The organism is Candidatus Paracaedibacter acanthamoebae (genome assembly GCF_000742835.1).
GTDB classification, from domain to species: domain Bacteria; phylum Pseudomonadota; class Alphaproteobacteria; order Paracaedibacterales; family Paracaedibacteraceae; genus Paracaedibacter; species Paracaedibacter acanthamoebae.
In genome coordinates this window covers 2297558-2317131 of record NZ_CP008941.1, presented here as the reverse complement: position 1 = coordinate 2317131, position 19574 = coordinate 2297558, and the positions used below count along the sequence as shown (strand labels likewise).

14 protein-coding genes are annotated in these 19574 nt (G+C 44.4%); 10 read left to right on the top strand and 4 right to left on the bottom strand.

Annotated features, from left to right (window positions below; translation table 11 throughout):
• Positions 1-7: 7 nt before the first annotated feature.
• The gene (locus ID47_RS10695) at positions 8-8152 is read right to left on the bottom strand and encodes a hypothetical protein (RefSeq protein ID WP_038466427.1); all 8145 of its coding nucleotides are present in this window, start codon (positions 8150-8152) and stop codon (positions 8-10) included.
• A 404-nt stretch (positions 8153-8556) separates the two neighbouring features.
• Here ID47_RS10695 and ID47_RS10690 point away from each other — a divergent pair, with 404 nt between their 5' ends.
• Entirely contained in the window at positions 8557-9384 is an 828-nt protein-coding gene (locus ID47_RS10690) for a division plane positioning ATPase MipZ (RefSeq protein ID WP_038466424.1), read from the top strand.
• 14 nt (positions 9385-9398) lie between these two features.
• On the opposite strand, the gene ID47_RS10685 is transcribed toward ID47_RS10690, so the two are convergent.
• The 3 genes from ID47_RS10685 to ID47_RS10675 all read right to left on the bottom strand — a co-directional run bounded on the left by ID47_RS10685 (position 9399) and on the right by ID47_RS10675 (position 12104).
• Positions 9399-9968 carry a hypothetical protein gene (locus tag ID47_RS10685; RefSeq protein ID WP_156956744.1) on the bottom strand — a complete coding sequence of 190 codons (570 nt, stop codon included), beginning with the start codon at positions 9966-9968 and terminating at the stop codon, positions 9399-9401.
• 206 nt (positions 9969-10174) lie between these two features.
• Positions 10175-10849: a ribonuclease HII gene (locus ID47_RS10680; protein WP_232223235.1), complete on the bottom strand. Its 675-nt coding sequence runs from the start codon at positions 10847-10849 to the stop codon at positions 10175-10177.
• Positions 10818-12104: a cation:proton antiporter gene (locus tag ID47_RS10675; RefSeq protein WP_051908851.1), complete on the bottom strand. Its 1287-nt coding sequence runs from the start codon at positions 12102-12104 to the stop codon at positions 10818-10820. Before ID47_RS10675 ends, ID47_RS10680 begins: the two co-directional genes overlap by 32 nt.
• 160 nt (positions 12105-12264) lie before the next feature.
• On the opposite strand from ID47_RS10675, the gene ID47_RS10670 reads away from it, so the two are divergent.
• From ID47_RS10670 to ID47_RS10630, 9 genes are all read left to right on the top strand, one after another.
• On the top strand, positions 12265-12612 hold the full coding sequence (locus ID47_RS10670) for a hypothetical protein (RefSeq protein ID WP_038466419.1): 348 nt from the start codon (positions 12265-12267) through the stop codon (positions 12610-12612).
• A complete protein-coding gene (locus tag ID47_RS10665; protein WP_038466416.1) occupies positions 12613-12888 on the top strand; it encodes a hypothetical protein in 276 nt (91 codons plus the stop codon).
• The gene (gene fliP, locus ID47_RS10660) at positions 12888-13634 is read left to right on the top strand and encodes a flagellar type III secretion system pore protein FliP (RefSeq protein ID WP_038467768.1); all 747 of its coding nucleotides are present in this window, start codon (positions 12888-12890) and stop codon (positions 13632-13634) included. Before ID47_RS10665 ends, fliP begins: the two co-directional genes overlap by 1 nt.
• Positions 13635-13856: 222 nt before the next feature.
• Positions 13857-14438, top strand: coding sequence for a malonic semialdehyde reductase (locus ID47_RS10655; protein ID WP_038466413.1), 582 nt, complete (start codon positions 13857-13859; stop codon positions 14436-14438).
• 66 nt (positions 14439-14504) lie between these two features.
• A complete protein-coding gene (gltX, locus tag ID47_RS10650) occupies positions 14505-15857 on the top strand; it encodes a glutamate--tRNA ligase (RefSeq protein WP_038466410.1) in 1353 nt (450 codons plus the stop codon).
• A gap of 18 nt (positions 15858-15875) precedes the next feature.
• Positions 15876-17237 (top strand): cysteine--tRNA ligase, encoded by a 1362-nt coding sequence (gene cysS, locus ID47_RS10645; protein ID WP_038466409.1) that lies wholly within the window; start codon positions 15876-15878, stop codon positions 17235-17237.
• Positions 17238-17240: 3 nt separating this feature from the next.
• Positions 17241-17966 carry an RNA methyltransferase gene (locus tag ID47_RS10640; protein WP_038466406.1) on the top strand — a complete coding sequence of 242 codons (726 nt, stop codon included), beginning with the start codon at positions 17241-17243 and terminating at the stop codon, positions 17964-17966.
• Positions 17967-18053: 87 nt separating this feature from the next.
• Complete coding sequence (locus ID47_RS10635; protein WP_038466403.1) at positions 18054-18326, top strand: hypothetical protein; 273 nt, start codon at positions 18054-18056, stop codon at positions 18324-18326.
• A 211-nt stretch (positions 18327-18537) separates the two neighbouring features.
• On the top strand, positions 18538-19548 hold the full coding sequence (locus ID47_RS10630; protein ID WP_038466400.1) for a patatin-like phospholipase family protein: 1011 nt from the start codon (positions 18538-18540) through the stop codon (positions 19546-19548).
• Positions 19549-19574: the final 26 nt, after the last annotated feature.

The window sequence follows — 19574 nt, the reverse complement described above, 5'->3', positions numbered from 1 at the left end:
AATTTATTTAGTCTATACTTCTCTTTTTAAATTTGAAGTCCATTAATTTCCCAGTTTTTGGATCTCTCACATAATGGACCACCGAATCTTTTCCAGTAGCTGATTTAACCTTATATTCCATTTTTTCCATGCCTTTATAAAGAGGATCATTTAAATTTTTAATAATTCTTTTTCCTTCCCCTCTTCTAGCTGCTTCTAAAGCCATCTGGTCTTGAATACTAGAAGGTTCTCTAGCCCACTTCTCAAGGTCGCTTGTAATTTGTGTGCTCGTATGATTTTCAGCATTATCACTTGTCAACACATTCATCTCCGGCCCATTATATATGTCAAAGCCTTCGAGGGTGATCCCTATGGTCGGAGGGATATGGTCATAACCTTCGAGGTACCCTTTTAAGATCTCTGACTGGTCAAACCCTTCTAAGATTGGTTGTGAGGGTTCAGGAAGCGGGGTAGAGAGAATTTGCACCCTACCCGTATGAGTATCAAACCCTAGATCAACCCAGCGTGCATTAGCGGCATGGGCATCAAAGGTACTGATATCATGATCTGTCAGCTTCTCTTTACCCTTGTCTGTCCTTGGATTATAGAGACCAGGGATAGGGACATCGCCGGTCGGATAAGCATGAGCATTTTGGCTCATCCAGTTTTGACTGCGAGAGGCTTGGATATCACTATAACCTTGCCTTAAGTCTTCACGGTAAGCGGTGGCTTGATCGGCAGACGCTCTTTGGGTTTCTTTGTAATACTCGTAAACCCGATGAACACCATACCCAACACTCCCCGCAACAACAGCTCCCCCTCCAAATATTGGGTTTTTAGGGGCTCGCGCCATTCCTCTCCCCATCGCACTTCCCAGGGTTGCTTCACCACCCCCGATGGCAGCTGCTCGAACAGCCATAGTCCCAGACAGGCTTGCTTGGGGGGCTAAGACGCGGGAAGTTGCTAAAGTGCTAGCCCCCATCATCGCCATAGTCTGGAGCGATGCATTCGAGCTTTCACTCATCACCCCTAAGACAGGTTGAGTATATTTGGCTAAAGTTTCTTTGGCTTGGTCCACGATACTCGCCCGGCTGAGTTCTTTCATATTGATGAGGGGATATCTTTCAATCAACTGAGTACGGTTACTAAAGGAATCTTCATACTGATTAATAAGGCCTCGAACCTTATCCCCCATGGCTTGAAGACCTTGAGTCGTCGCCACACGCTTATCGCGACTAGCCACATCAAACAATAAAGCCGATACAGCGTCGGTAACGCTCGCTGTCGTTCCTTGTTCCTCTTGGTAACGACCTTTCTGTAGCCTCTTATCTGTATCCTTTAACTCTTTCCAGTCCTGCAAAGCTTTTTCCAACTCTGCTTCTGCTTGGACACACGTTGCTTCGTCTTCTTCTGCTTGTTTGTACTGTTCAAAAAAGTCGGCAGTGGCCGTGTCAGAAATGATCGATAATCCTGTTAAGACATGTGCACTATTATAAGTCAATGCATTCCGGGCAGCCAGTTGTGCTGCTTCAATATCCCCACCAATGGCTTGGGCGGTAATTACCGCTGCTATTTCGCCACACGCCTTGAGGTTTTTGAGTTCCTCTGCCAGCAAGGTTTGATGACCTTTTGTATAAGCTTGAGTCCCGGGAGTGAGACCGTCCTTTGCCAGGCGGTTCTCAATCCGCTTTAAGGCTGATGGCATCATGGCTTCCGCCAGCATTTCTGCAGAAGCAGCCCCAATGGCACCGCCTTTGGCGGCCTTTTTAACCTCTTTACGATTGCCGCCGCTCAGTTTTGCATTGGCGGCTCGCGTCGCCGCGCCTAACGCTGCATGAGAGACCTTGTGCGACAGATAGTTATAAAGATCAATCTGACCGGCCTTTAAGTCTTGCTTGATCTCCTCCTTGCGGCCCACCCCAATTTGCTCAGCTCCAAACTGAGCAGCGGTGTCGGTCACAAAGTTAATCCCCGCTTCTTTCAGCTGATCCCGCCAATTGCCATAAACCAGGCCACGCGCTGCTCCGTTCGCCAGGTTGGTTTTTAAACTGGTAGAGAGGGCTTTCTGGAAACGATCAACCCAGGTCACGGAGTGGGTCGCTGCTTTGGTCGTCGCTTGAGTGACCGTTTGAGTGGCGGTTTGGGCCGTTGTCGAGGCTGCCTTAGACAGCGTTTCACCCAACGCATCGACGCCGGATAATAAAGCCTGGCCTAAGATTTGCGCCCCCAACCCTTTTAACGACTCTTTACTAAAAGTGATTTTAGCGGCTCGATCGACTCGGCCCCGTTGGTCCAGGGTGTTGATGATCATGCTGTTCATTAAGCTGGACGTTACCATGGTCAAGAGACTTCCCGCCCCACCGGTACAGATGGTCAAGACGATCGAGGCTACAACCTTGGCGGCTGCACTCATCCCTTGATGGGCGAAACGTCCCGAATCATGCCGCTCATCCACATAAATGCGCACCACATCCTCTCGTTCATCGAGAAGTTTCATCCATTCATAGCCAGGCAGATTACTGTAATCCTTGAGCCGTTGCCATTCCCGCGGTCGACCTTGATTCTTATCCCCGTCAGTGCGCGAATGCTTCTCCTGCACCATTTCCACCACAATCCCTTCTGGTGTCAGGAATTCAATCCCTCCTTCCTCTTCATCGTAGAATAACTGGCAAGGACGGCGGGTCTCGTGATAATCAAAGGTTTGAGATTGGCATTTCCAGACCGCATCTTTAGACCGCTTCTTCGTCTCAACCGAGTCGATATCTAGGGCTGTGAGTAAATTGATCACACCGTCTACCGCTTGCAGGCGAATCTTGCGGGCCCGAATCTCACTAGCGGTTAAGAAGAGCCCTTTGCCACCTAAGAACTCAACCTCCCCTTGGGGGGCCGTCGTCTTACAGGCTTGACTTTGGGCGATAAAGTGGGTGGTCTGAACTCTTTTGGTCCGACTAGTCCACTTTTTCTTGCGGCTTATTGTTTGTTCTCGCATCCAATTCTGCACAATAGTCTCTATTAAGACGCCACCTGATTTCTTGGTCACCCCGGTTAAGGACTGCATGACGATTCCCTCGTCCAGAGCATTCCCTTCCGAAGAGATATAGATCGCTCCATCCGCCGCTTTCCTGTCAAAGTCAGCTGAAAGATTTTGTTGTTGGTCGGCCGTGAGCAACACATTAAAGTGATTGAGGGCCGTCTCGGTCTCTTCCTTGGTAGCGGAAAAGCCATCTTGCGTCCCCGCCCGGGTATGCAATAGCGTGATGGGCTCGCCGTCAAAATCATCCTCATGGATCAGATCAAAAGCTCCCGTCTCCTTATTGTTGAACATAATCCGCAGTTTCTGACCGAGCTGTCGAGCGAGAAGGTCAAAGGCGGAGCTGCTCCTTTTCCAAACCCCTAACCGGGCATCAAATTGGTCGAACTGATAGCCCATCATCTTATTGGTATCCACATAACTATAGAGGTACCGTTCATAAACCTCCGGGCGTTCAGCAAAAGCCCCTAACTCTGCATCAAAGGTAAGGTAATGATTGGCTTTCTCCATAAAGTCTGAGTACTGGTCCTGCAGGTTATGAGTTTGAATAGACGTGTAGGCATCCTTCCAGCTCTGGCTATCCGTCAAGCCCAATGCCGAGCGCAACCCTGTATCCACGGTTTGCGTAAGGCTTTGCAGCAATCCTTTGTAGGCTTTCAAGCTTTGGTAAGCAGGCATGGTGGCAAAACCAGGGAGCAGGTCGAGATCGCCAGCAATATACGCGAGCCGGATTTCCGGGGCAACAATTTGTCGCGCTTCGGGCTTGTCTTTCAACGAGAGCAACAGCGTTAAAGCTTCCTCACGGCTGATGCCTAAGCAGTTGAAAGCACAATCATTACCAGCACTGGACACTGGGTTTTCATAAAAATCTGTTAAGCTTTGCTCCTCTCGAGAGGGGCAACGAAGCGGCATACCGCGCCTAAGAGAAGATGGTTCAGCCGCTCCATTATCCGGTTTTTCTTTAATAAGGAGACGCGTGAGGTGATACGTACACCACTCCCGGTAAGTGCTTTTCTTCTTCGTATGAGTTTCTGAAGCACCCTGTTGCGCCACGGCCCCAAAATGCCGGGTACCGCCGGTGGTAAAATCAATGGCCGTCCCATAAAAGAGAGCTCCCAGAGCCTCAGCATCGTTAGCCACTTGCACAGAAAGAAGTGAGCAATTACTACCAAGCGTCGCATCGCGCGCGGCTCGCTGATAATAGCCATTACTTGTATAGATGGTTTCGATCAACGTTTCCATCTCCAAGTCACCCACCGTGACTCGGGTCGGCCCCTGATCACTCACAGCGCTACTCGACTTTAACGTTAATTTGTGATCCACCTCCACCGTTGTGGTGTGACCGGCACTGAGCGTTGAATTAACGAGCGTAACATTGCCCTCCCCTTTCAAGTGAGCATTCCCTTGAGGAGCTGACATGGTTAGGTCAGTCAGGGTAGAGTCAGCTCTCAATGTCTTATTAAGATCGCCGTTCTCATTAATTTCTTGGGGAGCAATAGACCCAACGCCAGGAATGTTAGCCGAGCGGCTCTCTTGGCGCCCAAAATTAAGGTTCATCGAGGCTTGAGGGCCGGCAACGCTTAAGGTCCCTCCTTGGGAGGTATTGGTACCGGCTGTCAGATCCATGGTTCTCGATTGAAGCGCGCCGTTTCGCTGAACCCGATCGGCTTGGGTTGTTTGAGGAATATAGGCGTGAGGAACCAAGTATTGTTGACCATTACAGCTGACAGTTTGATAAAATAAAAGAACTGTATTCAGAGTTCCTAACCATTGGGGGGTTAAAGGTATTCCCAGGAGTGCTAAACCTCTTCCCATTGTGAGTCCGGCCTTGTACGCTGCCACTCCACTGTTTCCTTGGTTATCATAAACTCGGCCCGTGGTTCGATGGAAATGATACATCAAGGAAAGGGCCTCCAGGGTTGGGTCCATTCGGAAATCAATATCTTGAGGAAGAGTAAGCGTCAGCACGCCCCGGACGGGGTCTAAGAAAGGCAGATGAAGAGGACGCTGAACGATCGTAGAGTCTTCTGTTCCAACAATTAATCGTCCCTCAGCTGTTTGGTTAATAAGAGGGTTGCCTTGAGCCATAACTTCCATCTCTGTATCAAGACGAGTAATTTGGCTTGGAGCACGCTGAATGGCAGCCCTTAAGGCTTGAAGTTGGACAGCTGATAGATTAGCCCTTATATGCTGAGCGGAGAGGTCACCACCCTCAACGCTCAATTCACCCCCCCTATCAAGCGATAATCGTTGGCCAAGAACAAAGTTACCTCCCGACGTGCCAACACAATCAGCTTTATAGGGAAACTCTATTCTTATGTGACGGCCGAAACACATAGGAACAGGAATGACAATCTTCTTTTTAAAGTATTCTTGAAAATGAAGATAAGACTTGAAGCGAATAAATTCTGATTGGTCGTCAAGAATTTGACCATACCGAATAAGATCTCCCGAAATGAAACCATCATTTCCTGAAACATCAAAGTGAGGTGCTAAGAGATTTAAGTTTCCTAATAAGAAAAGACGAGCAACGTGCGAAGTTTGAACCGTATAGTTTATATTGTACGTATCTCCTATATTCCCAAAACTTAACTTGACATTTGGTGTACGGTGATAATGAAATGAATTGGCTTCAATGGTTGAATCGCCTAGTAAAAATAAATTGGTATTCAATAAATTAATATCGGCGGCTTTGAAATGGAAACCTTGTCCCCCAAAGACAGAACCAAATTGACCCTCAATTTGTTCTTTTGCTTTTAAAACAACACGATTTGTTTCGCTGTGAAGACAACTTTTATTAGGAAGATAAAACTCTGTAGAACGGCTTGCTGAACCAAAGGTTGCTCTCCCCATAAATTCATTTGGATCTGAGGGAACTTTTTGGGCCACTTCATGAGCTGGCACAATGACCCTTTCACCAAATTGAACGGTTTTATTAAGCGACTCAATCTCCAGTTTGTTTTTTGCATAAGCCTTTGCATACCGGAGATCGGCTAAGTTATTAACTTGGACATCAATCTCACCCTGATCCGCGCGTAGTTCTCCTAGATGGTCATTGTCAACACCCACCCTTAAGGCATCTGTTTGATCGACTTTAATATTGCCCGTGGTGGCGCGAAGAGACTTTTCTATAGAAATATGGTTGAAATTACGCAGGGAAATTCCTTTAGTAATAATATTGTCTTGGAACGCCAATGTTGCGATAGGATGCCATCCTTCTAAAATCAGGTGTCCTAAACTTGAGAGATCATGAGATTGGGAAACGATCGAATTATAAAAAGACAAATAAATCCAGGCAGCCCAAGTGGTACTTTCGTCAATAACATGGGTACGGCTGAGGGTTCGCAGAAATTCATCGGCTAAAGGAAGATGCTTGATCCTCAAGGAGGGTGCCGATACTCTACCGTCGATAAACCATCTCTGGGGCGGATTAGAAGGGTAATAACCTTGATGAGGAGATACCTTTACATTCACATTACGATTAAGAGAGCGACTTAGATAATGGCCGCGATAAATCCGGAAATAATCATAGACTAAATCGCTGTTAGCAATAAACTGACCATTATTATTTAAAATAAGCGCGAGAATACGCCCATCCAGATCTTGATAGTCGTTCTGAAGAATATGGCTGAGCTCTAACCGTCCAGAATTCTCTATTAAAGAAGCATGATCGAGAGACTCTCCATCCAATGCCTGCACGCGCACCATCCCTTCATTGTGCAGAATTCCTGCCGGTAAGAAGAGTAAATCAATATCAAGTTCTCCTCCAGCCCCATTGGTCAATTTGGCTCCGTTATTTAAAGTCAAAACCTCCATCTCACACTGCCCTTGATTCGCGAGGGCTTGTCCTAACGAGGTCACCGTTTGCCCTCTCAAGCTCCCTGAATTTTTAAAGGGTTGAGAGTGACTCAATGGATCACAGGATGGGGTGAACACTAAGTCTGTTACCGTCATGGCACCAGAATTTTCGCCTGCTCTCAGGGTTAATGTACCGCTTCCTGTCAACGATCCTGAATTGAGCAACGTTAGGAGGATTGAGGTTGATTGGATTTCCCCTAACTCTATCGACTGCGTATTAGTCAAATGGCTATCTTGTAGCAGAGTGCGTTGATGGCCGATATCTTGATTGTTAATGAGCTTAAGGCTTTTAAAATTTCCCTGTGGAGCGCTCATAGACCCCTTATTTATCAACGTGCCTATTGCCCGGGTAGAAGCAAATAGATAAGTATTGTCGCTGGTTATCTGACCGCTATTGATCAATTGGCTACCAAAGCGATAGATTCCCTCCTCGGCTGTATGAATCTGGCCTTGGTTAATCATATTTTCCCGGGTGTGAATGCGTAACTTGGCTAAATCCAGGGTGCCCGAATTGAGATAGTTCGTTGCCCAAAGCTGGAGTTGACCGCCCTGAATACAACCCAGATTAGAGACTAGGGATGCATTGTTAATGGTATGGCCTTGAGCTCCAATAATAAGATTCCCTTGGTTAACAAAAGAATTGCCACGCAGATCCCAAATCCCTTCACCTTGCACAGAGAGAGTCGTCGCATTCAAGAAACGACCTTGCTTTAAAAGAAGATTCTTGAGCTGTTCTTGGCCCCCATTAAAAGCGGTGATGCCAAATGTATGATTGGCTTTATAGTTGGTTAACCGATTGTTTCCCTCTAATAAGGCGGCATGGCTGCTCAAATGTAAATTATGGATAGCGCAATTGCGTAGAGTAATGAGATGAGAGGTCTTAATCTTGAGAAGAGAAGTCGGCGATTGGTGCGTTACTCCCTGCAGCACTATGTTGCCGTTTAAGTCAACTTTAATGATGCCAACATCGGGGACCATCCATTCAAACCAGCTACACGTATCGTTCTTTCCCACCACCGGCACAATGGTTCCTGTGGTCGATTGTTCTTCAAAATCCACTTGAGCCGAGGGAAGATCCTCTTTTTCGCCGGTCGCTATATCTTGCTTAACCACCCTCAGGTCTAAGAATGTAGAGTTCCCGGTAGAGTCGACGGTGCGATCAATGGATAATTTTAAAATATGGCTGGCCTTTTGAAATTCCGCCTCTACCGCAAACGACGATGCGATCACAAGCTTCGTATAGGAAACAATCACCAACGAAGACACAATTTTACGAAAAAACATTTATATTTTTACTCCATAATAAAGCCCTCGAAATTTTATAAATAACGAGGGCTCTGGTCGAAAGAACAACAATCTGAAAGAGGTTTTAATACTTTATTAAGACTTTTTCAAGCCCCTAAAATGCTGTTATTGCGCTTTTTTCACCATTTCTGAAAAATAATTCAATGAACTTTATAATTAATTATTTTTAACCATTTTTTTAATTACATCAGTTTTATTAAATTTTACAATTATTATAGAAAATTTTATTTAAATAAAAAAAATAAGATGACTAATATAATGACTTATGGGTGATTTAAGGTAAGGGGTGTTATTCAAAAAACTATAATTTGATTTCTGTTCTTTTTTTTGCAAGCAAGTTCGCATAAACTTAGAGCTAACAATAAGGCAGAGGTGCATAAATTATGAGTGTTGAAACTAAACCCTATATTATCGTTCTAGGCAATGAAAAAGGGGGAACCGGCAAATCAACGGTGACCATGCATGTCATCACAGCTTTACTTTGGAAAGGTTACAAAGTGGGGTCCATTGACGTGGACGCTCGCCAAGGGACTCTATCACGGTATGTGGAAAATCGCCAACACCGGGTCCAACAATCTGGCCTTGCCCTACCTTTGCCTACCCATATCGCAGTTTTTCGCAGCAATCTTGAAAGCGCAACAGCCGCCCGACAAGAAGAGGAAATGCAATTCACTCAGGCCTTAGAGCAACTTCATGATTGTCATTTTATTGTCATTGACACGCCGGGAAGTGACACTCACTTATCACGACTTGCTCATTCCTATGCAAACACATTAATCACCCCCCTTAACGATAGCTTTATTGACCTTGACATGTTAGTTCGTCTCGCGCCGGATTCTTTGGATATCTTGCGCCCAAGTACATATGCCGAAATGGTTTGGGATCAGAAAAAACAACGCGCCATGCGTGATGGGGGCAAAATTGATTGGATCGTTTTGCGGAATCGGTTGGCCAGCATTCACTCTCGTAACCGTGAAGAAATGGAACGGGTGTTAGGGGCCCTCTCTAAGAGAATTGGATTCCGCTTACTGCCGGGCTTCGGCGAACGGGTGATTTTCCGTGAACTGTTCTTAAATGGTTTGACTTTGCTGGATATGCGCGAAACAGGCACACCGATGACCCTCTCGCATGTGGCCGCTAAGCAAGAGCTCACTGACTTATTAGATAGGCTCAACCTACCGCCTGCTCTACGTGACCAAGCAGTCGCTTAAACTTAACTTTTTTATTACTCATCCTCAGATGAGTCAGGGGCATTAATAAAGCCCCCCATATCCTCATCTTCAACCACATGGAATTTATTCTTAGCCGGTTGAGACAGTGCTGCTGTTTGAGGTGGAGGATCCTTAGGTTGCACAACTGGTGGTTGAGAGGGAACAGGCATGGGCTCTTTTACCGGAACTGGAGAAGGCACGGGATCTTGGCGTTGCGGCGGCATCATCAAGGATGCAATGGTCGGTGTTGGCTGTTGAATCTGAGAGCTTACTTGAACACCAGGAATTTGAACAATATCAACCTTTTTAGGCATAATAAATTTAGGGCTAATTCCAATACAACGGTATGTATCACAGAAATTAGTGGCTGTCGTTTTCTTATCAAAAATGTACAATCCCTGTTTCCCCGTCGTTAATTTAAATCGATCGGAATGATCAAGATATAAAAGGACGGCCCCAACACTTGCAAGTATGGCGAATGCGAAAACAAAAGAAGCTCTCACGCTTGACATGCTTTCCCCCTTACCAGCCCGTTGGCCAGATAGATATGGAATGTAATAATAATCGTCATGATCGTTCTTCATACCCTTAAAATAAGAGGCCTCAGGTTAAATTTTGGTAAAATTTAGGGAATTTTTTTAAATTTTGGAAAAATACTTGCTCTATTTTCCAAACGAGAATTTTATTTTGGGGGCCTAAAAAAGGTCCTGCAAAACCGCAAGATTCATAAAGGTCCAAGAACTTGTTTTCTTATATAAAAACACAGCGGGTGGTTGAAAAGGAAATGAATCTAAAAAAGTTCACCCTGAACAGAGACACCCATCATTGTTTTGATGGGCTCAAAAGATTTTCTATGGTGAGGCGTTATGCCATGAGTATGAATGGCTTGCAAATGGTGCGCTGTCCCATAGCCCGCATTTCTACCCCACCCATAAGCTGGATAATTAAGGTCGAGGGTCTGCATCAAGCGATCCCGGGTCACCTTAGCAAAAATCGATGCCGCTGCAATGGATAAAGAGGTGGCGTCTCCTTTAACAACTGTCATCGAAGGGCACGACAGATTGGGTTTGCGGATACCATCAATCAAGGCAAACTCAGGTTGAACGGGTAAGGCTAAAACTGACCTTTCCATGGCAAGGCGGGTAGCTCGTCCAATGTTTAATTGATCGATCTCGATCACATCGGCAATCCCCACCCCATAATGCAGCACCGTGCCACTTAACTCACGCATGAACTTAAAGGCTGCTGTCCTTTTCTTTTCCGTGAGTTTTTTGGAATCATGAATAATGGATTGAAGAGCACGCGGTAAATCATGTGTTAGAAAAATTACTGCCCCTGCTACCACCGGACCAGCCAATGGACCACAACCAGCTTCATCAATTCCAGCAATGAGTTTAAAAGAAGGGCAGGAGTTTTCGAGATTAAAAGTAGGTCTAGCCGTCTTCATCATCGACAATAATCTCATTTAAGACAGTTTTTTTACGCTGCAATCGGCGTTGTACCCAGCTGAATTCGGGCCCAAAAGCCATGGCAAGAATGTTGGTAAAGCTGAGCGCTCGAGAATCGACATGTTCTTTTAACCGGCGAGCTGTCGCAAGCCAAACAGGGCTAAATGCTAACGATAGAACTGTCATTGCTACAATTAATTTTTGCCCGCGATCATCAATAATGCCCGATTGATGTCCAACGGTGGCCAAAAGAAAAGCAAACTCGCCCAGCTGTGACAAAACGACGCCAACAAGAAAAGATTGCGCTCGTGGTACTTTTAAAATATGAAGAATACCAATATTAATGGCTGTTTTTCCAATTGTCAGAACAAACAACAACACCGTAACCATGATCCAATGATCCACAATAAAATTTAGATCAAGCAACAATCCGATCGATAAAAAGAAGACCATTAATAAAGTGCTTTGAATTGGCTTTGTTGTCTCAAGCAAAACGATTCTTTCATGGGTATTACCCAAAACAAGTCCGGCCAAAAACGCGCCATAGGCAGCTGATAACCCAATTAACCCCGAAATTGCCGCTGCGGCAAAACAAAAGCCGAGGCTAGCCAGCGGCGTTAAATCTTTTTCACCGGAAATAATTTGAGTTAAAGGAATACGGACACGCTGTTTACGTGACAGATAAGAAATTAACCCCACAATGATTGCGATCGATAAAGCAAGCTTAATAATAAGGCCTGGCTCAAAAATTGATCCGCTATTTAGATTACGCAGAATCAAAATCATCGGTACAATGGCTAGATCCTGCGCAATCAAAACACCAATCGCCAATTGTCCAGATTCAGTCCGCATTTCGCCAATACGTTCCAATAGATTAACAACAACCGCCGTGGATGAAAGGGCCAGAACAAATCCAAGCAATAAAGACATCCCCAAAGACCAACCAAAAAATGGAGCCAATCCTAAGGACACCATAAGGCTGATGGCGATCTGCAAAACTGTGCATAAGGTGGTTTGGAGCCAGGCATTCTTAAAGGTTCTGAGGTTTAATTCCATACCAACCACAAAAAGGAGCAATAGAACGCCCAGTTCAGCCATGGTTTCAATGAGATCGCGACTTTCCACATAAGCAAAACCAGAAGGTCCTAAAATTATACCCGCTAGAATGTATCCCAGAATAGGAGGCTGCTTTAGACGTACAAATCCCAAGCCGCCAGCCAATGCTGCGACCACAACTAAAGTAATTTCAATAAGTCGCATATCGTGGTGCATGCGTTTAACTTAGCATAATGATATTGAAAAACGCAAATGCTCCCTTTGCTAAGTTGCGACAATAATACATTTTTTTTAAAATACAAGTTATGAATATTTTAACTAATATTTATCATAAAATAGACAAAAGATGATAAAAATGGGTAAAATGGAGTTATAGATGAATTCAGTGGTCCGCCCCATGTCTGATCAACAATTAACATTTCAACAATTTTTGACTGAGTTCCATGCTTTGCAAGACCGTCTTTTGGCGATGCCAGAAGAGGAAGCTCTTTCTGAAACGTTTACTGAGGAACAAGATAAACTTTCTCACTTACTGGCGCAATTATCAGCTTATTCAGCTCAAGAACAAGAAACAGCTCGACGTGAAATGCGTGAATTTGCGGATAAGTTAGCCCACAAATTGACAGCCTTAAAACGTCGAATGGAGCAGCTATCAGTTGATATGTCGGCTGTTGAAACTCGGACCCGAGGCATCAAAGCCTACAATCAAGGGAAAATATTTTAAATGGAGATGCCATCGTTAGCCTACACATTTCTATCTTTTATCGGCGTCATTCTTGTCATGATCGCCGTTTTATATGGCATGCGATGGATCATGAACAAGACAAATTTTAAGATGGCTGGTCGTAAGTACACTGAATTTCATATAACAGATCGCATTGCTATTGACACAAAACGCCAACTAGTTCGCTTACACGATAAAACTCATGATTATGTTATCTTATTGGGTGACTCCGATTTATTGCTCGACAAAAAGCTGCGTGAGGAAACTTTGGCATGATGAATTTTCTAAAAGCCCAATTACCTTGGGTCAGCTTAACAACCTTCTTCTTGATTGCTCTGAGCCATGATGTGGGCGCCGAAAGCTTAACCCTGGATATGGGAAACGCTGACGGATCTTATAGCGGCCGCTTGATCCAACTATTTCTAGCATTTACAGTGTTGAGCGTAGCCCCCTCGCTGGTTATTATGGCAACCTCCTTTACACGGATGGCTGTTGTCTTATCATTCTTAAGAACCTCCATCGGATTGCAGCAGTCTCCGCCAAATATGGTTATCATGAGCTTGGCGATGTTTTTAACAATGTTTGTCATGGCCCCAACCTTTGAAAAAGCTTATGAGGAAGGCATTGCTCCTTTAGTTGCCGAAAAAATTTCTGAAGAACAAGCTATTCATAAGGCGGTAGAACCCTTCAAAGAATTTATGCTGCGGAATGTCCGCGAAAAGGATTTAGGATTGTTTCTAGATCTCTCTAAAATAGAAACACTGGAAAAACCATCGGATACGCCCCTTAAGGTTTTAGTTCCAGCTTTTATGATCAGTGAACTTAAGCGATCCTTTGAAATTGGGTTTCTTATTTTTATCCCCTTCCTCATTATAGATCTGGTGGTTGCAGCCGTTTTAATGTCGATGGGTATGATGATGTTACCACCGGTAATGATCTCTCTTCCCTTTAAAATAATTTTCTTTGTTTTAATTGATGGATGGCGACTATTATCAGGCAGTTTAGTTAATAGTTTTAATTAAATACCTGAGAAAAAAACAAAGAAAATAAACTTTACTATAAAAAAAGCTTGAAAATATTTTTAACGTTGCTATTTATGATGTAGGCGTCGGAAGAACAACAATAAAAACCGGCGCCAGTCATTTTTTAATCTTTTCATTTTACGACATCATTCATTTGACATATTTAAGGGATACGCTAATCTTATAATTTATAGAATTGTAGAGATTACAAAAGGAAATCCCATGATTAATCAAGATGCATTAAACCAATTATTTATTGAAGCTCGTACTCACTCTGCATGGCAAGATAAAAAAGTTTCTGAAGATACACTTCGCCAAGTTTTTGATTTAGCAAAAATGGCCCCGACAAGTGCAAATTGCTCACCCCTGCGGTTGGTGTTTGTTCAATCCCAAGCAGCAAAAGAAAAGCTAAAACCATGTCTTGCGCCGGGTAATATTGATAAGACCATGGCAGCACCCGTCACTGCAATTATCGCCTCTGACATGGAATTTTATGAACAATTGCCAATGCTTTTCCCCCATGCCGATGCCCGCTCTTGGTTTGTTGGCAATCAAGAGTTGATTGAAAAAACAGCTGTGGTGAACGGCTCACTGCAAGCGGCTTATTTCATTCTGGCAGCAAGAGCCTGTGGCCTTGACTGTGGCCCCATGTCTGGTTTTGACAATGTTCAAGTGGACGAAGCCTTTTTCAAAGGCACATCCTTTCAATCGAATATTTTATGCAATTTAGGCTATGGGGAGGCAACAGCTTTGTTTCCGCGCAGTCCTCGCTTTGACTTTGCGGACGTTTGTCGGATTGATTAATCCTTGAAATATTACCTGGTCACCAGGTAAGTTGGGGGTAAGAGATTTTAACGAAAAGATAGACTAATGACGATTCGTGTTCGTTTTGCCCCCAGTCCCACAGGTTTACTCCACATTGGTAACGCTCGAACGGCCTTAATTAATTGGCTTTTTGTCCGTAGCCATCAGTTAAAGGGTCAAAAGGCTCACTTTTTGCTGCGCCAAGATGATACAGATATAGAACGATCCAAAGAAGAATATGCCGAGGCAATCAAACAAGATTTAGCATGGCTTGGGATAACCCATGATGCCTTCATGAAACAATCAGACCGTTTTGCGCGGTATGATGAAATGAAGCAGAAACTGATTGATGAAGGCCGTTTATATCCCTGCTATGAAACGCCAGAAGAACTCGATTTTAAACGTAAACGCCAAATGAGTCGTGGTGAACCACCTCTTTATGACCGAGCGGCCTTAAAGTTAACCGAAACAGAAAAAGCCACTTTTGAGAAGGAAGGACGTCGTCCCCACTGGCGCTTTAAGTTATTGCCCGAGGAAATTAAATGGCAGGACCTTATCCGTGGTGAAAATCAATTCCACGGCGCCCATCTCAGTGATCCTGTCCTTGTCCGTGCTGATGGGGCTTATTTGTATACCTTAACCTCCGTTGTTGATGATATTGACACAGAAATTACGCATATTCTGAGAGGTGAAGATCATGTCACCAATACAGCTGTCCAGGTTCAACTCTTTGAAGCCTTAGGACGCAAAGCGGATACCATTCACTTTAGTCATACAACCTTATTAAAAGATGTTGATGGTAGCCCCTTATCTAAACGCTTAGGGTCCTTAAGCCTTCGAAATCTACGGGAGCAAGGGATTGAACCGATGGCCATTAATTGCTTGCTGGCCCGACTCGGTACCTCTCAACCCATTGAACTGCATCACAATCTCGATGAGTTGGCCCAGGGCTTTGATTTAGCAACATTTAGCCGGACGCCACCCCGCTTTGATATGCACGATTTAGAAACGCTGAATCGTAAAATTTATCAAGTCTATCCTTATGAAGCTTTAATACCCAAACTTAAGGATCTCGGCGCCCCGGACATTACAGAGACCATTTGGAATCACGTCCGGGGTAACCTAAAGACCCTTGAAGAGCTTTCCCAATGGCAACAGGTGTTCTTTGGAGAGATTAACCCGACGGTCGAGGATAAAGATTATTTACAAACAGCCTTAAAGCTTTTACCGCCAACACCCTGGTCAACAGAAACTTGGAGTGACTGGACAGCAGCAATCAAAGCAGAAACGGGACGTAAAGGACGTGATTTATTTATGCCATTACGCCAGGCATTGACAGGATTTGACCATGGTCCTGAAATGAAGGAACTCTTACCCCTGCTCGGGTACGGCTTGGCTGTAAAACGCTTGTCAATTTAGAATAGAGATCGAGAGCCCATGCAGTTAAAGGTTTATAATACCTATAGCCGACAGAAAGAAGATTTTGTCCCTTTAAAGCCGGATCATATTGGCCTCTATGTGTGTGGGCCAACAGTCTATGATTTTGCCCACATTGGTAACGCCCGTCCCGTGGTGGTTTTTGACATTTTGAACCGCCTCTTACGCCATCTGTATCCCAAGGTTACGTATGTTCGTAATATTACGGACGTGGATGACAAAATTAATGCGGCGGCCAAAGCATCAGGAGAATCTATCCGTACTATTACAGAGCGTACGACCCAAGCTTACAATGACGATATGGCAGCCTTAGACGCCCTTGTTCCCGATGTCGCTCCCCGCGCAACTGAGCATATTAATGAGATGATCCGCATGATTGAGCAGTTGATTGATCAGGGACATGCCTATGCAGCTGACGGTCATGTTCTCTTTGCCGTTAAAACATTTACAGAGTACGGTAAACTATCCCGTCGCAATCAGGACGAATTACTCGCTGGCGCCCGCGTCGAAGTCGCCCCTTACAAAAAGGATGCCGGAGATTTTGTTTTATGGAAACCTTCAGATGAAGAAACCCCCGGCTGGGAGAGTCCTTGGGGACGCGGTCGACCCGGTTGGCATATTGAATGTTCTGCCATGAGTGAGAAATATCTCGGCAAGACTTTTGATATCCATGGGGGGGGCATTGATTTGTCTTTTCCCCACCATGAAAATGAATTAGCTCAAAGCTGCTGCGCCAACAAGACGAGCTATTTTGCAAAATACTGGATGCATAACGGTCACTTGACCGTTAATGGTGAAAAAATGTCCAAATCTCTTGGCAATTTTTATACCGTGAGAGAATTGCTGGAAGAATTCAAGGGGGAGGCTTTACGCTATATGCTGATGAGTGCCCATTACCGCCAGCCTTTGGACTTATCAAAAGATCTAATTCGCCAATGCCATGCGAGTCTCGACCGTCTTTATGGCGCAATGCGGGGCTTAACGATGACAGAAGCATCGATCATCCATCCTGACGTTTTCTCAGCTCTCTTGGACGATATGAATGTGCCTTTGGCGTTATCTCATTTACATGATTTAGCGTCCCAGATCAACAAAGCATCAGATTTTGAAGAAAAACAAAAGCTTGCCTCCATTATGAAAGCCTCTGGCGTGTTATTAGGAATCCTCCAACAAGATCCCGATCTATGGTTCAAAGGAGAAGATAACCTTAATACCACAGAAATTGAGGAGCTTATCAGCCATCGCAACCAAGCCCGCGCTAATCGAGACTTTGGCGAAGCCGATCGTTTACGGCAACACTTATTGGACATGGGTGTCGTTTTAGAAGACTCTGCTTCTGGAACGACCTGGCGTCGTGCTTAGGCTATGATGACTAAGCAGCCTATTTTCCTGTTGTACAAACCCCAGTTGCCGGAAAATATTGGGGCTGTTGCTCGGGCCATGGGCAATTTCGGCCTTAATAACTTAAGAATCATTGATCCCCTTTGTGATATTCAGGATCCTAAAGCGATGGCCACCGCGGCCGGTGCTGAAAAAATCTTGGGGAGTGCCATCCTGTATGCGACCTTGGAAGAAGCCATTGCCGATCTTAATTGGGTGTTTGGAACGTGCGCCACCCAACGTCACTTGATTAAAGAATACATTCCCATTCGCCAAGCCGCCGATCGTGTTCACTCTCAGTTGGCACGGGGCGAAGTTGGCATTCTGTTTGGACCAGAACGGACAGGGTTATTGAATGATCATTTAGCCCGTTGTCATGGTGTTATTCAAATTCCGGTTAACCCTGATTTTTCTTCCATGAATTTAGCTCAGGCCAGCGTTATTATGGCCTATGAACTCTCTCATTACACAGCCAACGCTCAGGCTAATCTTTATTGTGGAGAAACATGCCCGGCGTCCCAACAACAGCTGCAAGCCTTTTTAAACTTTCTAGAAACAAAACTAGATACCATTAACTATTGGCGGGTGCCTGAGAAAAAGCCTTTAATGAAGCAAAATCTTGAGAATGTTTTTACCCGCCTCCAACCCACAGAACAAGACTTACGATCTTTATGGGGCATGATTGATTTATTGAGTAAGAAACCTAAGTAATCCTGCGACGATGTGGCTGCTGATATTTTTTCACTCAACTGTTATTAATGAAAGAATCAATTTAACCTAAACATTCTACAAAGTATTATGAAATTTAGCCTTCTTATTGCCCTTATTTTGTCAGCTGCAACAGCTTCTGATACTCTTAAACCATTTAATGATCCTACCCACTTTTATACACATGAAGAAGTTATGGAGCGCTTTGAACCAATCCTCGAAGAATCTGTTAAACCAGAATTCAAAAAGTGGACAGCCGTTTTCTTTGCAAAAAATTTTGGTGAATCCCCCCCATGGCACGCGGGGGCTCGCTGCCTGTTGGACCTGTTTTTACAATCATATGGAAAGAGCTGGAATGAGTGAGGATCCTCAGAAGAACCAATTAAAAGAAATCTATTCACGCTTAAGAAATGGTCACCAAAAGCGCATTCAAGCATTATTTCCTGATCTATATAAAGAACTACTGAATTTCTTAAAAGATGATATCAACAAAAGCTGCTAAAAAATAATTTAATTTTAACTTTTTTGCATTTAAACTAATTTTATGGCTATATACGTTATAAAAGAGGTTTAAATGGATTGGTTAAAAACCTTTGTTTATGGGGCGCAAGTGGTAACAGCCCCCTTAAGCATTCAAGAAGCCCCGATTGAACCTCTATCGCTTCCCCCAACAGTAATAACAATTGACGGGGGCGGTATTCGGGGTCTTTATACAATAAAAATTATGCAAGCGGTTGAAGGTCGTCTTAATGGGACAATTTCAGAGCACGCGCAGGTTTTAGCGGGTACCTCCACTGGCAGTATTTTAAGTTTTGGTCTGGCGGAAAATAAGTCACTGGAAGCCATGGAAAACCTGTATAAAAATCACAGCAGCGAAATTTTTTATCATACGACCTGGGAAATGATTGAAACAGGCGATGGTTTATACGGCCCCAAATATGGTCCAACTCATTTCGAAACATTATTACAAGAAAATTTTTCTCAACGCACCCTGCGGGATATAGAAAACCACCATGTTATTGCTTATTCCACAAACATTACAACGCAAACAGTCAAAATTTTTGACTCCAAAAAAGCGCAAAAAGATCCTGAAGAAGATGAAACAATCTGGTTTGCAATTCGATCCTCGGCCGCAGCCCCTCCTTATTTCCCCCTGACTCAATGGAAAGGATATGCTTTGGGGGATGGTGGGCTGATTGTTAACAATCCCAGTACCGCCACAGCAATCCAGTTAAAAAAGCATTATGGATGGGAAGTTTTGCAAAACTTGAAAATGGTATCTTTTGGGACAGGCACCTATCCCACCGGGATGAGGTATGAAGATGCCCATAATAATGGTGTTCTTCAATGGGTTGTCCCCATCAGTGATATGATCATGAAATCATCCAGCAATATGTATAATCAATGGACGGAGGATTTACTCTCTGCCGATCAACTCCTTCGGGTTAATGGATCACTTCCAACCAATATTGGGCTGGATGATTATAGCCCCCAAAGTATACTAGCCATCGAAACTGCAGCTCTAACCTATATCAAAGATCACCCCGACATTATTGACCGCGCTGCGAAGATGCTGGGTGGGTAGGGAATATCTTTGAAGACTAAGCCTCC